At 66.7% G+C, this 15601-nt stretch carries 17 protein-coding genes and 1 tRNA gene; 15 read left to right on the top strand and 3 right to left on the bottom strand.

Annotated elements, in window-relative coordinates; translation table 11 throughout:
- From EHS19_RS08075 to EHS19_RS08010, 15 genes are all read left to right on the top strand, one after another.
- The coding region (locus EHS19_RS08075) for a hypothetical protein (protein ID WP_151917251.1) at positions 1-314 on the top strand (314 nt) is incomplete at its 5' end.
- Positions 315-335: 21 nt separating this feature from the next.
- Positions 336-1199: an Ig-like domain-containing protein gene (locus tag EHS19_RS08070; RefSeq protein WP_151917250.1), complete on the top strand. Its 864-nt coding sequence runs from the start codon at positions 336-338 to the stop codon at positions 1197-1199.
- Positions 1200-1213: 14 nt separating this feature from the next.
- Positions 1214-2008, top strand: coding sequence for a hypothetical protein (locus EHS19_RS10825; protein ID WP_175578381.1), 795 nt, complete (start codon positions 1214-1216; stop codon positions 2006-2008).
- Between the two features lie 4 nt (positions 2009-2012).
- Complete coding sequence (locus tag EHS19_RS08060; RefSeq protein WP_151917249.1) at positions 2013-2354, top strand: hypothetical protein; 342 nt, start codon at positions 2013-2015, stop codon at positions 2352-2354.
- Between the two features lie 158 nt (positions 2355-2512).
- The gene (locus EHS19_RS08055) at positions 2513-2854 is read left to right on the top strand and encodes a hypothetical protein (RefSeq protein ID WP_151917248.1); all 342 of its coding nucleotides are present in this window, start codon (positions 2513-2515) and stop codon (positions 2852-2854) included.
- A complete protein-coding gene (locus tag EHS19_RS08050) occupies positions 2851-3348 on the top strand; it encodes a hypothetical protein (protein WP_151917247.1) in 498 nt (165 codons plus the stop codon). Before EHS19_RS08055 ends, EHS19_RS08050 begins: the two co-directional genes overlap by 4 nt.
- 41 nt (positions 3349-3389) lie before the next feature.
- Complete coding sequence (locus tag EHS19_RS08045) at positions 3390-6308, top strand: phage tail protein (RefSeq protein ID WP_151917246.1); 2919 nt, start codon at positions 3390-3392, stop codon at positions 6306-6308.
- Positions 6305-7102, top strand: coding sequence for a phage distal tail protein (locus EHS19_RS08040; protein WP_151917245.1), 798 nt, complete (start codon positions 6305-6307; stop codon positions 7100-7102). Before EHS19_RS08045 ends, EHS19_RS08040 begins: the two co-directional genes overlap by 4 nt.
- An 18-nt stretch (positions 7103-7120) precedes the next feature.
- Positions 7121-9205: a phage tail spike protein gene (locus tag EHS19_RS08035; protein ID WP_151917244.1), complete on the top strand. Its 2085-nt coding sequence runs from the start codon at positions 7121-7123 to the stop codon at positions 9203-9205.
- A gap of 15 nt (positions 9206-9220) precedes the next feature.
- Positions 9221-9484 carry a hypothetical protein gene (locus EHS19_RS08030; RefSeq protein ID WP_151917243.1) on the top strand — a complete coding sequence of 88 codons (264 nt, stop codon included), beginning with the start codon at positions 9221-9223 and terminating at the stop codon, positions 9482-9484.
- Complete coding sequence (locus EHS19_RS08025) at positions 9481-11232, top strand: hypothetical protein (protein WP_151917242.1); 1752 nt, start codon at positions 9481-9483, stop codon at positions 11230-11232. The genes EHS19_RS08030 and EHS19_RS08025 overlap by 4 nt, the downstream gene beginning before the upstream one ends.
- A gap of 1 nt (position 11233) precedes the next feature.
- Positions 11234-11659, top strand: a complete 426-nt coding sequence (locus tag EHS19_RS08020; RefSeq protein WP_151917241.1) for a hypothetical protein — start codon at positions 11234-11236, stop codon at positions 11657-11659.
- Positions 11656-11838 carry a hypothetical protein gene (locus EHS19_RS10820; protein WP_175578380.1) on the top strand — a complete coding sequence of 61 codons (183 nt, stop codon included), beginning with the start codon at positions 11656-11658 and terminating at the stop codon, positions 11836-11838. Before EHS19_RS08020 ends, EHS19_RS10820 begins: the two co-directional genes overlap by 4 nt.
- Positions 11835-12935 carry a GH25 family lysozyme gene (locus EHS19_RS10955; protein WP_194162103.1) on the top strand — a complete coding sequence of 367 codons (1101 nt, stop codon included), beginning with the start codon at positions 11835-11837 and terminating at the stop codon, positions 12933-12935. The genes EHS19_RS10820 and EHS19_RS10955 overlap by 4 nt, the downstream gene beginning before the upstream one ends.
- A 24-nt stretch (positions 12936-12959) precedes the next feature.
- Positions 12960-13235, top strand: coding sequence for a hypothetical protein (locus EHS19_RS08010; RefSeq protein ID WP_151917239.1), 276 nt, complete (start codon positions 12960-12962; stop codon positions 13233-13235).
- Between the two features lie 99 nt (positions 13236-13334).
- Here EHS19_RS08010 and EHS19_RS08005 read toward each other — a convergent pair whose 3' ends face one another.
- From EHS19_RS08005 to EHS19_RS07995, 3 genes are all read right to left on the bottom strand, one after another.
- Positions 13335-14051, bottom strand: coding sequence for a DUF1206 domain-containing protein (locus tag EHS19_RS08005; protein WP_241677158.1), 717 nt, complete (start codon positions 14049-14051; stop codon positions 13335-13337).
- A gap of 305 nt (positions 14052-14356) precedes the next feature.
- Positions 14357-14435, bottom strand: a tRNA-Leu gene (locus tag EHS19_RS08000).
- 99 nt (positions 14436-14534) lie between these two features.
- Positions 14535-15548, bottom strand: a complete 1014-nt coding sequence (locus tag EHS19_RS07995; protein WP_151917255.1) for a Ppx/GppA phosphatase family protein — start codon at positions 15546-15548, stop codon at positions 14535-14537.
- Between the last annotated feature and the right edge of the window lie 53 nt (positions 15549-15601).

Genomic DNA, 15601 nt, shown 5'->3' with positions numbered 1-15601 from the left:
ACGGGTGGCCCGCGTCCATGGACGTGCCCGCCACGGCCACATCATCCCGTCCCACGCGGTTCGTCACCGTGGAACGCACCGGCGGCGTGGAGGAGCCGTTCAGGAGCATGCCGCTGCTCGCCGTGCAGGTGTGGGGCGAATCCTCGTGGATCGTGGCCGAGGCGGCGCGCCGTCGCGTGCTGCCCCGCCTCCAATCCCTGACCCGACTGCCGTGCGTCGCCGACGTGCAGGTGACGGGCATGAGCCACTTCCCCGCCCCCGACGGGCGGGCACGCTACCAGATACTCATCCAGCCCACCCTCACGGTGGCATGACCACGGAAGGAAACACCTATCATGGCTTCCAGTGCAATGAACGATTCCAGTCTCGTCACGCTCGGCAAGTTCCAGGTCGGCGGCTACGCGTACGCCGCCCCCTACGGCACCCCCCTGCCCGAGAACGCGACCGACCCGCTCGACCCCGCGTTCGAGCTCGTCGGCTATCTGAGCGAGGACGGCGTGACCAACAGCGTCGACTCGGACACCACGACCGTGAACGACGCGAACGGCACGACCGTGCTCAACGTGATCTCCAGCTACTCGGAGACCTACCAGTTCACGCTCATCGAGACGCTGCGCGCGTCCGCGGCCCGTCTGCGCTACGGCACCGGCAACGTGACCGGTGAGGACAAGGCGATGACGATCCGGCACATGATGCCCGACGACGAACGGTTCAGCATCGTGTTCGAGATCGTCGCGACCGGCAGCGTCAAGGACCGTCTCGTGATCGGCAACGCGAGCCGCAGCGAGTTCGGCGACCGGCAGATGCATTCCGGCGATGTCGTCGGCTACGACGTGACCCTCGCAGCCAACGAGGACAGCCGTCTCGGCCAGGGCGTGACCAGCATCGAATACTTCGCCGCCGTCGCCACGCCCGCCAAGCCGGTCACGGGCGTCTCTCTGACCCCGCAGACCGCGACGGTCGCGGTGGACGCGTCCACCGAGCTGACGGTCGCGTTCACGCCGACGGATGCGGACGACCAGTCGTACAAGGCCGTGTCGTCCGACCAGTCGAAGGCTACGGTCGCGGTGGACGGTTTGAAGGTGACTGTGACGGGCAAGGCTGCGACCGATGCGGGCAAGCCGGTCACGATCACCGTGACCAGCACCGACGGCGCGAAGAATGCGACCGCGACGGTGACCGTCCCCCCAAAAGCGTGACGCCTCCGCCCGAGTTGGGAGTTCTGAACGTCACGGCCACTGCGGTTGAAGGCGGACAGTCTCTCACGGTCGCGGAGGCGGTCACCGATGGCTGCCAGCGACGCTACCGGGTGGACGACCAGCCTCCCACGATCTCCTATGATCAGGTGTGCTCGCATGCGGCCGGCTGGCTGGACTGGCCGGACGACGGGATGATCTCGGACAGGGAGGGCGAGTCGGTCACGGTCGTGGACTGTCTGCTGTCGGGCGCGAACGCGCGCGCCACCGGTTCGACCGTATTGCCCGCCCCGCTCCCGTCCGCCCCGTCCGTGAACCTGCTCGCCTACGGTCCCGCCACCGGCCAGGGCTTGACCGTCACCGTGAACACGGACGGGAGCCTCCACACGTCGTATGCGGGCGGCGTCGCATGGAGGGGCGTGCAATACGAGCTCGACCCGAGCCTGTTCACGCCCGGCGGCACGTACACGCTGTCCGTGTCGGAGACGTTCGACAAGACGCGCCCGCTCGCCGTCACCCTCCGATTCAACGACAGGACCGACAAGCAGCATAACTTCACGGTCGGCTGGGCCAATTCGTCCGACGGGCAGATGCTTTATGTCCATATTCCCAGCGTGTCGTTCACCCTCACCGCCGGGGAGACGCTGACGCGCGTGCTGCTGCTCGTCCGCGCCAGCCAGCCGGGCGCATACCAGCCGGACTACGATCCGCCCGCGTTCGACGTGGCCGCGGTGCACGCGCAATGCAATGAAGGCTCCACGGTGCTCCCGTGGGTGAAACCGGATCGCACCGACCTCGCGGGGGGGGTATAGGAGCGTGAACCTGTGGGCGTACCCCACGCTCCCCCCCTCAACCAACGGGGTGACGTTCACGCGCGACGGGAACGGGATACGCGTGTCGGGTGCGACCAAGGCGGGCACATGGGCGCAATGCAACGGCGGGCTGAACCTTGCGGAAGGCGTATACCAGTGCGCGTGGAGCGGCGTGAACGCGTCCGCCATCGTGTACAAGGAGAGCCAATCCGTGCTCAGCGCGAGTCGTCCCGTGGCGCGTCTGTCCGCCGGATACTATCAGACCAGCATCCAGGTCGGCAGCGCATCCACGCCGGTCACGGTCGATGAGACGATCACGCCCGTGCTCACACTGGTCAACCCATAAGCCGCGTGCCGACACCCCGCCCCCGTGTCGGCACGCCAATCATCCGGGGGCTGCGGGGGCGCGGGTTTCACTCTCCTTTCCCCACGCCCCCCTCATCATCCGTTCCAAGGGAGAGACCACACTGTTTTTTCGATTCGATCTAGGCAAAGGAGACACCAATGACCGGGAAGACCACAAGGACCATGGAGACGGAGACGGCGGACGGCCGCGAGCGGGGCCTCGACGCCGCCGGGCCGCGCGAGGTGAGCGTGGACGGGGTGACGATCCGCGTGGACCCGAAGGCGTTCGACGACTGGGAGGTCACGGAAAGCCTGTACGCGCTGCAGAACGATCCGAAGGGCGGCGCGTTGGAGGTCGTGCCCCTGATGCGCCGACTGCTCGCCGACGACTACGAGCGGGTCAAGGACGCGCTGCGCGACCCGCATACGGGACGCATCCCGGTCGAGGCGATGGCCGGGTTCCTCGACCGGATGCTCAGGGCCATGGCCCCAAACTCGTGACGCTCGTATACGCGCTCGGCCGGGCGCGCGGCGCGCTGCGCGCCGACCTGAGACGCGTGTACGGGCTTGATCTCGACCGGCTGCTCGCCGACCGTGGCATCCGCCCCATGGTCCTGGCGGATCTGACCATGTATCTGCCCGACGGGAGCATGCTGTGGCGCGTGCTCGACACGCCGCGCGCGTGGAGCGTCGAATCGCATCTGCTCGCCACGATCATCGATCTGACCATGCTGCGCATGTGGGGCGACGCGGACCGACGTCGTCGCGGGCCTCGCCCCATGCCGGTCAAACGGCCCGGAGACGCGAAGGCGGCACCGGCGCACCCCGTCGAACGGTCCGGACAGGACAGTGACGGCGGCGAGGAGCCGGGACGTCGCACGTGCACGCGGCGGATCCGCGCGCACGCGATCCCCATCGACCAGCTCGACCGGTTCATGAGCCGCGGCTTCCATGACGTGCGGCACCGCGAGAACCGGCCCGGCATGGCCTCATAGCCGCAGCCCGCCACGGCGGGAAATGAACGCAAGGAGGAGCAATGGCGTATCAGCTCGCACAGGCGTACGTGCAGATCGTGCCCAGCATGAAGGGCGTGGGCCGTGCGATCGAGACCGCGTTCACCGGCGCGTCCCGCAGCGCCGGCGGCACGGCGGGACAGCAGGCGGGAAGCGCGTTCGCCACCGGATTGGGCGACCGGCTGTCCTCCACGCTGTCCGGCGTGGCCGCCTCCGCCGGGAGCATGCTCGCATCGATCGGCAAGGCCGGGCTCGCCGCCAGCGGCGTCGCGATCGGCGCGGTCGGCAAGATCGGCAAAAGCGCGATGGACGCGTACGCGACATGGGAGCAGGCGGTCGGCGGCGTGGACACCCTGTTCAGGAACGCGTCGAAGACCGTGCAGCAGCACGCGGCCGAAGCGTACCGGACGGCCGGCGTGAGCGCGAACGACTACATGACGCAGGTCACCAGCTTCGCCGCCAGCCTGGTCAGCTCGCTCGGCGGCGACACGAGGGCCGCGGCCGAGGCCGCGAACACCGCGCTCGTGGACATGAGCGACAACGCGAACAAGATGGGCACCGACCTCGAATCCCTCCAATGGGCGTACCAGGGGTTCGCGAAGCAGAACTACACGATGCTCGACAACCTCAAGCTCGGATACGGCGGCACCAAGGAGGAGATGCAGCGGCTCATCGAGCACGCGAACGAGCTCGGCAAGGCGCAGGGCAAGACCTCCGACCTGACCATCGACAAGTTCAGCGATGTGGTGGAGGCGATCCACCGCGTCCAGCAGGAGCTCGACATCACCGGCACCACGTCCGATGAGGCCGCGACCACGATCGAGGGCTCGGTCGGGATGATGAAGGCCGCATGGTCGAACTGGCTTGCGGAGATCGGCAAGGGCAACGGGGACCTGACGCGCGTCACCGGCGAGCTGATCGAATCAGCGTCCACGGTCGTAGCGAACGCGCTGCCGCGCGCAGCGCAGATCGCACGCGGCGCACTGCAGGGCATCGGCGACGCCATCGGCCAGCTCGCCCCGCAGCTGCCCGCACCGTTCACGGCCGCCGTGCCCTACATCGAACGGTTCGCGCAGGCGCTCAGCGACGGATCCATCTCCCTCGAGGACATCGCGCGCAGCGCCACGCTCGCCGTCGGCGCGTTCGCGGGATTCACCACGATCGGCGGCAACGCGGACGGCATTCTGTCCGCATTCACCGGCATGGGCTCCATGCTCGACAAGACGATCGGCGGCATGAAGGGCCGATTCAACGCGCTGCGAGGCACCGTGGACGCGGCCGGCGGCGTGTTCGGCCAGCTCGCCACCCGCTGGGGCAACGCGCTGGGCCTCGTGGACGCGAACCTCGGCGGCGTGTTCGGCCTCATGTCCAACCGGGTGAAAAGCGGTCTGGGCGACATGGGCTCCACGCTCGCCGGCATGTTCGACAGCAGGGTGTACGTCCCGCTGCAGCAGGGCATCGGAGGCATCGGCTCCAGGATCGCCGCCCCGCTCCAATCGCTCGCAGGCCGGGTCGGAGGCCTCCTCTCCCCGGTCACGTCGGCGTTCTCCACCGCGTTCCAGGGATTCGGCGCGCAGCTCGCCGGACCGATACAAGCCGGCCTCAACGGCATCGGCACCCTGTTCGCGAACTTCTTCAACCCCGCGAACTTCCTCAAATACTTCGGCATCGCCGCGCTCGCCGGCGCGCTCCTGCTCGCGTTGGGCGCGCTCAACGAGAGCATGGGAGGCCAGTTGGGGACCATGGTCAACGGGTTCCTCACCACGCAGCTGCCCGCCTACATGCTCCAGTTCCAGACATGGGTGACCACGCAGCTGCCCATCCTCATGCAGTCCGGACTCCAGCTGCTCACCGGCGTGCTGCAGGGCATCACCGCGAACCTGCCGCAGATGATCACCGTCGCCGTGTCCGTCCTCACCACGCTCGTCGACGGGATCGCGTCGGCGCTGCCGACCCTGATCCCCGTCGCCGCGCAGATGATCACCACGATCGTGCAGGGCGTGGCCGGCAACCTGCCGCGCATCATCCAATCCGGCCTCAACCTGCTGACCCGGTTCGTCGAGGGCGTCGTCAACGCGATCCCCACGCTCGTGGCCGCGCTGCCGAGGATCATCACGAGCTTCGTCAGCGGGATCACGGGCATGCTCCCCCGGATCATGACCACCGGCATGAACCTGCTCAGACGGTTCGTCACCGGCATAGTGAACACGATCCCCTCGCTCGTCGCCGCGATACCGCAGATCATCAGCGGATTCGTGAACACCGTGTCCTCCAGCCTCCCGCAGATCCTCTCCACCGGCGGCCGGCTCCTCGGCGAGTTCGTGACCGGCATCATCAACGCGATCCCCAAGATCGTCGCCGCGATCCCCCAGGTCGTGGGCGCGGTCAAGGACACGATCATGGAGACCGACTGGATCAGCCTCGGCGGCAACATCATCAAGGGCATCGTCGACGGTCTGAAGAACGCGGGCGGCCAGATCCTCAACGCGCTGCTCAACATCGTCAAGGACGCGTGGGGCGGACTGCTCAGCTGGCTCGGCATCCACTCGCCGTCCCGGCTCATGCGCGACACCGTGGGCCGCATGATCGGCCTCGGCCTCGCCGTCGGCATCGACGACACCGGCCCGGACGTCGCCACCGCATCAACCGGCCTCGGCCACACCGCGCTCGACGCGCTCGACCGGACCGTCCAGCAAACCCCGCCGCCCACCGTCGCCTACCGGACCGTCGGCGCATGGGCCGACCACGCGCCCGCCGCCGACACGACCGCCACGGGCGAGACGGGCGCATTGACCCGCGACGACATCATCATCGCGGTCACGCAGGCGCTCCAGTCGATGCCCGACATGCGGCTGCGCCTCGACACCGGCGTCATGGCCGGCGAACTCGCGCCCGCCATCGACCACGAACTCGCCCGACGCACCTACCGAGGACTGGCATGACCATGAGATACGACCACCGCCACCACGCGACCCTCGACGCGGACGGCCCCGTCACGATCAACGGGATCCGCCTCGCCGACTACGGGCTGTTCACGACAGGCGACGCGTGGAGCGTCGGCGAAGCCAAGCCGACGCTCACCTACACCGACGTGCCAGGCCTGTCCGGCGGCATCGACCAGACCACGACCGACGCGACCGGAGCGGCGTACGTCGGCCGCCGCGACGTCACCATCAACGTGGCCACGGTCGGCGACCCCATCGAGATCGACGAGGCCAAACAGCGGATCGGAGCGCTCGCCGGCCGCATCGTGAGCGTCGGAGGCATCAGCCCCCACGGCGAATACCGGGGACGCATGACGGTCGGCGCATGGACGGACACGCCCGCCGCCGGCCGCACGGGCTCCTCGGCGACCACCCTGACCGTCAACGCCGACCCCTACTGCTACGGCCGGCCGGTCACGCTGCCCGTCACCCAGGGCCTCAACCGGCTCCTCATCCAAGGCAACGCGATGACCCCGCCCCAATGGACGCTGACCATCCCGTCGGGCACCGGCACCACCGACGCGACCGTCACCGACCAGACCGACATGGGCCGCAGCATCGTCTGCCGCGTCACCCTGCCCACCGCGACCATGAGCCTCACCCTCGACGCGGCGACACGGGAGGCGCGACTCAACGGCACCCTGCAGGCCATCCGCCTCGACAGCGACTGGTGGCCGCTGCGTCCAGGCGTCAACACCATCACCAGCAGCCACGCGGGCCGACTCTCCTACACGCCCCGCTGGCTGACCTGACCCCATGAAGGAGCATCCATGAGCGGCACCACGCCACGATTCGTGGCCTACGACCGGCACGACACGCACCTCGGCGACATCACCGGCATCCTCGGCGCGAAGCACACATGGAGCGTCGACGGCACCGACACGCTCGAACTCACCCTCATCGGCGCACCCGCCTATGAGAAGGGGCATCGCGTCGCCTACATCGACAGCATGCGCCGCGTCCGCGAATACGAGATCACCAGCCCCCAGACCAGACACGCCAACGGCATCCCCCTGACCAGCCTCATCTGCCAGTCCACCATCCGCGAACTGTCCAAGGGATTCATCACCGAACAACGCAACCGGGGCATGAACGCCGCACAGGCCCTCGCCAAGGCGCTCACCGGCACCCGGTGGACGATCGGCGACGTGGACGCGACCGACGCGAAGGACACGAGCTTCTACCACGTCAGCCCGCTCGACGCGATCAACACGATCTGCGACACGTACGGGCTGGAGGCCGTCGCCTCCTACACGCTCGACCCGTCCGGCCGGTTCGTGACCGGACGCAAGGTCAGCCTGCTCGCCGCACAGGGACGCTCCAACGGCGTGCCACGCCGCTTCGACTACCACGCCGACCTGACCGGCATCACCCGCACCGTCGACGCGTCCAACGTCGTCACCCGCCTCTACGGGTACGGCAAGGGCGTCGAGACCACCGACGACAAGGGCGAGGCGACCGGCGGATACAGCCGCAAGATCAGCTTCGCCGACGTCAACCAGGGGCGCGAATACGTGGAGGACACGACCGCGACCGAACAGTGGGGCGTGCCCGGCCCCGACGGGACCATGCAACCCGCATGCGGCATCTACGAGAACGGCCAGCAGGACGACAAGAGCAAGCTGCTCGCCGAGACCCGCGCACGCCTCGACCGGCTCAAAACCCCCGTCGTCACCTACGAGGCGAACGTGCTCGCCCTCGCACAGGCCGGCATGGACGCGCACGGCGTCGACCTCGGAGACCGCGTGGAGATCACCGACACGGCCATCACCCCCGCGCTGCGCCTCTCCGGCCGCGTCCTCAAGATCGAGGAGAACCTGCTCGACCCCGCCGACACGACCCTCACGCTCGGCAACATCATCGAAACGGCGACCCGCTCATGGCAGTCCGCGCAGCAGCGACTCGACGCGCTCGCCAACAGCGCCGGCGCATGGAACGACTCGGCGTCGCTCGCGTCCCGCTACCTCGACGACATCATCGACGGTCTCAACACGCAGCTCAACTCCACCGGAGGATACACGTACCTCAAACCCGGCAAGGGCATATTCGTGTACGACCGGCCCGAGGATCAGAACCCGACCATGTGCATCCAGATCGGCGGCGGCTACTTCCGCATCGCCGACTCCAAACAGTCGAACGGGGAATGGGCGTTCCGCACGCTCGGCACCGGACGCGGCCTCGTCGCCGACACGCTCATCGCCGGCACCATCAAGGGCGGGTCGAACACGTGGAACCTGACCACCGGAGACCTCACGTTCCGGCAGGGAACCATCAGGGGCGGGTCGAACACGTGGAACCTGACCAGCGGCGACCTCACGTTCCGGCAGGGCAGCATCCGCGACACGACCGGGGCCAGCAGCTGGAACCTCACGAACGGCACGTTCTCCACGCGCGGCATGAGCGCGACCGACATGAACGCGGTGAACATGACCGCCACGAACCTGACCGCGACCGGCGTGAACGCGTCCGGCACGTTCTCCTGCGGCTCCACGAGCGCATACGGCATCACGCTCAACTCGACCGGACAGCTCACCGGATACCGTCATGGCAAACAGGTCGGATACATCGACTACAGCGCCCAGGCCCACAACGTCGACAATCCGAGCGAGGTCTACCACGGGCTCCAGCTGCAGGCGCAGGGCATCGTCCGCATCAGCAGCCCCCGCCTGTCCACCGCGTCCACCTCCAACACCAGCGTCACCACCACGCAGGGCTTCACCGGCAAGGTCCGCCAGCCCATCATCAGCGCGATCCGCGACATCGGCAACGGCCGCGTCTCGTGGAGCTACGGCACGCTCGAACTCCAGTTCATCAACGGTCTGATGACCAGTTACAGCACCGTCGCCGCATCATAAATAGGAAGGAGCCACATGTCACAGGCCGATCATGCCGACAATCCCGTCGTCGTCTACTGGATCCACGACGCGCTCTCCAACTCGGAGCGCATGCTCACCGACTTCTCGCCCGCCGCGATCACGCTGGCCGACCGGTCGCCGTCCACGCTGATCATCGCCGAACGCGAGGACGGGACCCGCGAGATCGCCGACCCGGCGACCATCACCGACCCGGCGGCCGCGAACACGCGCACGGGCACGTCAACCCCGAACATCCCAGCGAAAGGCGACGCATCATGACGCTTGAATCGTTCCGCACCATCAGCATCCCCCTCGACACCGCCAACGACGCGATCCCTCCCGTCCGTCTCAACGCGGGCGACGACGAGGGACGAGTCATCACCGCGATCGTCACCGACGCGGGCCGTCCGATCACCGACACCGGTCTGACCGCAGGCCTCGCATGGAACCCCCGCCCCGAGGATCCGTCCAGCGGCGGCGCGTCCACGCCGATGACGCGAGGCACCGCCACGCTCCCGGACGGCTCGCAGACCGTCACGTTCACCGCGCCCGTGCCGCGCGCGCTGCTCGCCACCAACACCGGGCGGGCGCGTCTGGGCATCGAGATCGCCGGACCGGACGGCATGATCGTCTGTTCACGCAACATCACCGCGATCATCGAACCCAGCGTCGTCAACGCGACCGCACCCGAGATCAGCGATCCGCTCACCGACCTGCGCAACGCGGCCGAGACCGCCGCCAAGGCCGCAGCCGACGCGAAGCAGGCCGTATCGGACGCGAACGCGGCGACCGACGAGGCGAACCGTGTGATCTCCGCCGCGTCGATCAGCGGCGGCGTGACGACCACGCTCCCGCCGAACAGTCCCGCCACGAGCACGCTCAAGGGCAGCGGACTGACACGCACGCTCGATCTGGGAATCCCCCGCGGCGCGGGCGTGACCACGGTCGAGGCCAGCGAACTCGACCCGAGCCTCTCGCCGCGCGCCAGCCTCGACAAACAGTCGAACGGCGACTACAAGCTGTCGCTCGCCCTGCCACGCGCCGCACGCTTCCGCGGCACGTCCGTGACCACCCTCAACCCCAGTCAGGAGCCGACCGCGGAACTCAACATGGGCGGGTCCATGAGCGGCGACTATGATCTGCGGCTTGGTCTGCCGCGCGCCGCGAGGGTGACGACGGTGACCGCGACCGCACTGCAGACGCCCACCGCGACGGTCCAAACCGACGTGGACGGCAACGGCGACATCGCCTTCCGGTTCGGCATCCCCACCGGCGGCCCCGGCCCGAAGGGCGACAAGGGCGATCCGGGTGACGCCGGTCAGGTCGCAACCCAGACGGTCGCGGGCGTGGTCAAACCCGGCAAAGGTTTGACGGTGCGCGCGGACGGCACGCTGGACGCGGAGGCATCCCAGTACACGCTGCCGATCGCCGACACGCTCGTGCTCGGCGGCGTGAAGATCGGGAAGAACATGCACGTCGGAACTGACGGCACGCTGGATGCCAGAGCAGCCACCGGGACAATGGCCGGCGCGGTCAGGCCCGGCGACGGGCTGAAAGTGGATGATACCGGCACGCTGAGCGTGAACGTGGGCGGCGGCGGACTGCAACTCTCGAACGGCATGCTGCAATGGGATTCACGCCTCTGGTTCCCCGTGTACAACCAGTCGGGCTTGTCCGGCACGGGCGAGGAGATGCAGGGCGTGGCCATGCGCGTGACCTCGGTGGGGTTCAGCGTCGAGAACCTGTGGATGGTGCATCTCGACCAGCTCGCCACCGTGCAGGTGTCATCCGGCACATATGGCTTCGGCTTCCATCTGCGCAAGGATTCGGGCGGCACGGTGGAGCTGCTGCCGTGGCGCTCCGGGGCGACGCGCACCACGATGGACCTCCCCGCGGTCTACGGGGGCGGCAGCACTGTCCGGCTCTCGTACGAGGCGAACGGCCACTACTGGTTTGCCGACAATCTCAACGTGACCGGCGTCAACCCATACGAAATGCATGTGAGCCTGCTCATGCAGGAGGCGTGACATGGATTGGAGCACTCTATGGGTGTCGGTGGCCAGCGGGGTGCTTATCTCGATGCTGTCCGCCGTGGGCGGCGTGCTGTGGTCGTCGGCGCGTCAGGCGCGCAAACGGGTCGGGGAACGCGACGAACGCCAGCGGGAGCGGGACACGGCCATCGAGGAGGGCGTGCGCGCCCTCCTCTTCGACAAGCTCAGCCGCATGCACCGCGTGTACGTGACCCAGCAGCGCCCATGCCCGCTGGACGTGAAGGAACGCGCCGAACAGATCTATCTCGCCTACCACACGCTTGGAGGCAATGGCATCGGCACGCACATGCGCGACGAGATCATCAGCGCTCATCGCGGCCCCACGCCTCCCCCATTGCCACCGCGCCCCGGCGCGGCGACGGGGCTTGACGACGACGTGGACGGGGAGACCCTGATCCCATGACCCTGCTCGATCTCATCGCGCTCGCATGGGGCGCGGGCCTCGGCCTGCTCCTCGCCGCCGTCAGACGCATCATCCTACGCGCCGCCATCCGCTCGTCGGCATCCGCCGACCCGCAACCACCATCAACCATCCCCCATCATGCGGAGGCATACGCCTCCGAAAGAAAGGACCCATCATGACCCATTTGAACGGGATCGACATCAGCCACTGGCAGACGGGCATCGATCTTGCGGCCGTGCCCGCCGACTTCGTGATCGTCAAGGCCACGCAGGGCACCGGATACGTCAGCCCCGACTGTGCGAGTCAGGTCGAACAGGCCCTCAAACTGGGTCGCATCGTCGGCATCTACCATTACGTGGGAGGCGGCGACGCGAAACGCGAGGCCCAGTTCTTCTACGAGAACTGCTCGAACTGGCGCACCAAGGTGTTCTGGTGCATCGACTGGGAGGCCGAGCAGAACAGCGCGTACGGGAACGTCGCGTATCTTGACGCCGTGGTCGGCGAGGTCGCGCGTCTGACCGGCAAGCCGCCGATCATCTACGCGGGCGCGGTCGGCTTCCCCTGGGACGTGGCCCGCCGCCACAACTCCGGCACGTGGTGCGCCCAGTACGCGAACATGAACCGTGTGGACGGCTACCAGTCTTCCCCGTGGAACGAGGGCGCATACTCGTGTACGATCCGCCAGTACACGGGCACCGGGCGGCTGCCCGGCTACAACGGGGATCTTGATCTCAACAAGTTCTACGGCAGCGCCGCCCAGCTTCGCGCCTACATCCCCGGCAGCACCGGCGGCGCACAGCCATCCAAACCCTCAACGCCCGCCCGCAAGTCGAACGAGCAGATCGCGTCGGAGGTGATCGCCGGCAAGTGGGGCAACGGAACCGACCGCGTGAACCGTCTCAGGAAGGCCGGCTACGATGCGAACGCCGTCCAGCAGATCGTCAACAAACGACTCGGCGCGGCATCCAAGCCCGCCGCCCCGGCGCGCAAGTCGAACGATCAGATCGCCGCTGAGGTGATTCAGGGCCGGTGGGGCAACGACCCGCAGCGCTCCGCCAAACTGCGCGCCGCCGGGTACGATCCCACCGCCATCCAGAACATCGTCAACAAACGACTCGGCGCAGCCACCACCCCCGCCCGCAAGAGCAACGACCAGATCGCCACCGAGGTGATCCGCGGCAACTGGGGCAACGAACCCCAACGCTCCCAGCGGCTGCGCGCCGCCGGATACGACCCCACTGCCATCCAGCAGATCGTCAACAGGCGACTCGCCTGACCAACCACCATGAAAGGAACCATCATGACCACTCCTCAGACCACTCCCGACCCCACGAACGTCACCACATTCGAGACGGCCACGCCCGAAACACCGGCTGAAACCCCCACGTACACGCCCGTGTTCAACGACACCGTGCGCACCGCCATCTACATCGTCACGCTGGTCGCCGGACTCGTCGGCCTCGGCGTATCCGCGTTCGGCGACCCGCAGGTCGGCGCATACATCAGCAGCGCCGCAGGCATCATCGCCGCCGCATTCGGCGTCACCTACAATCCGATGCGTCTCGCCGGCAAGTGATTCCCCACCCGATAAGTGCTAGTGGAATAATTCACGCCCTGTTTTAACACGCCGCCCCTCCGCCCGGGAATGGGCACGAGGGGCGGTTTTTTCGCGTATCTACAGATTGTCACGTACCAGTGCGATGACATCGCTGTTGATCCTGCGGATGACCGGATCGGCCAGCATCTCGTCCGTCGTCATCCAACGGCAATCCTTCGAGTCCACATGGAACCGGCCAGCTTTCCACGCGTCTGGCATATGCTTCACGGTCGCACGGTATAGCGTGTAATCATAAACGCGTGTCTCATCGTGTTCGGTGGAATACTTCTCGCTGCGCTTGCCTGTGATTCGGGTGAGCGTGAAATCCGATGATGGGATATCGAATCCTTTGGACAGGTATTCGGTGAGGAGACGAAGGTTCTCGGCCTCACTGTCGCTGGTCGAATGGTTCGGGAAGAAATCGCAGCCCCACTGCTTGTCATGGTAGAGGAGATAGCGGTTCCCATCGTTGATAGCTACGATGCTGCTGTGCTTCTCCGTGCCGGCCATGTGTCTCAACTCCTGATATAGTCTGTCGGCGTTATAACCGTCTTTCCATGCCATGATAACCGTCCAAAATGAGTATCCTGTGACGATGGCGGCGATAATCGCGAGAACCCACCGCAGCCAGAGCCACGGGATCACGTCGGTGAACGCGGACGGGATGAGGAACAGGCCCTCCACCGTCGCGATACCGGCCGTGACTTTTGGGCCACGCCCGATGTCGGGTCTATGAGTTTCGAGGTATGTCTTCAAACGATCCGAGTCAAGCTTCAACAGCATGCCCGCAATCATATCGACAGCCCCAAACACTCCAACAGGTCACAGTGGAATAATCCACGCCCGGTTCCAACACGCCGCCCGCTCCTCCCATCGCGGAGAAGCGGGTTGTCTTTCGCGTATCCGCGCCCTGCCTCGCCTCGCAGGGGACCGGCGGACCGGCGTCGACGCACACTGTTTTCCGCCCGTTTTTTGCCCACATCTTGCCCACATTTTTCCGTGAAATGCCATGATTTCGGGTGATATGGAATGATATAAAAAAGCCGCTCCGCCCTACTCGCGTAAGGCAAAGCGGCTATATATCAACCCCTCATAAAACGTGCCTCCGGCGGGACTCGAACCCGCAAGCCGAAGCGATCGATTTTAAGTCGACTGCGTATACCATTTCGCCACGGAGGCATCGGCCACAACGGCCAACCGTATCAGTATACGCCATCAACCCGCAATTCGTCCGTCCGTATCCGTTCGCCGCCGCAATCGCAAACGCGACACGCACGCTCACGCCTTGCGCGCGAGCAGCCGTCGGCCGTAGTCGAGCACGATGCCGTCAAGCAGACCATGCTCGCTGGCGACATACGAGTCGATAGTCTCGCCGTGCTCCGTCTCCGCCGCCTGACTCACCTTCGCCAGCACCCGACTCCAGATCAGCGCACCGCCGCCGACCACGTCGATGCGCCCCGGATGAATCGTCTTGTACGCGCGCCGATCCTCGCGGCTCATGCGCAGGAATCGATCGTCCACGGCGTAGGCATCCGCGCAGCTCATCCGCACGCCGTCCACGGCACGATGATCGTATTCCTTCAACCCAAGCGCCAGCGCGGTCATCGTGGTCACGGTTCCGGACACGCCGATGATCGTGCGGGTCCTGCCGGCCGGCACGGTGGCGAACGCCTCGTCGATATGCTCGTCGATATCGGCGATCGCCGCGTCGATCTCATCCTGCGTCGGTGGATCGGTGTGCAGATGGCGTTCGGTCATGCGCACGGAACCGATGTTCATCGAAAACGCGGCCTGCACCTGCGTGTCGGGCGAGCTCACGCCGTCGCCGCCCATCACGAGCTCGGTGGACCCGCCGCCGAGATCGACGACGAGGAACGGAGCCGCAAGATCGTCGCGCGGCACCACGCTGGTGGCACCGAGGAAACTCAGATCCGCCTCCTCGGTGCCGGGAATCACCTCCGGGCGCACGCCGAGAATCCGCTCGATGCCATTCTCGAAATCATCACGATTGGCCGCGTCTCGCGTCGCCGAGGTGGCGACGAACCGCAGCCCGTCCACCTGATACCCGGCGAGAATGGCGGCGAATTCCCTCGCCGCATCATAGGCGCGTTCGAGTGCCTCATCGGCGAAGCGATGCGTCTTGTCAACGTCCTGTCCAAGTCGGATCACGCGCAGGACACGCGGCACGATGTCATGCATGCCGTGCGCATCGACCCGTGCGATCTTCAGCCGAATGGAATTGGTGCCGCAGTCGATGCCGGCCACGGTCACCGAACGCTCGTCTCCGCTCATCATCGCTCCTCGTTGCTTGCTAAGATGTCTGCCGAATCACTCGACGGCGCACT

Source organism: Bifidobacterium jacchi, from assembly GCF_009078285.1.
Taxonomy (GTDB): Bacteria; Actinomycetota; Actinomycetes; order Actinomycetales; family Bifidobacteriaceae; genus Bifidobacterium; species Bifidobacterium jacchi.
The sequence above is the reverse complement of the archived record's forward strand: the minus strand, read 5'-3'. Positions and strand labels throughout refer to the sequence as shown.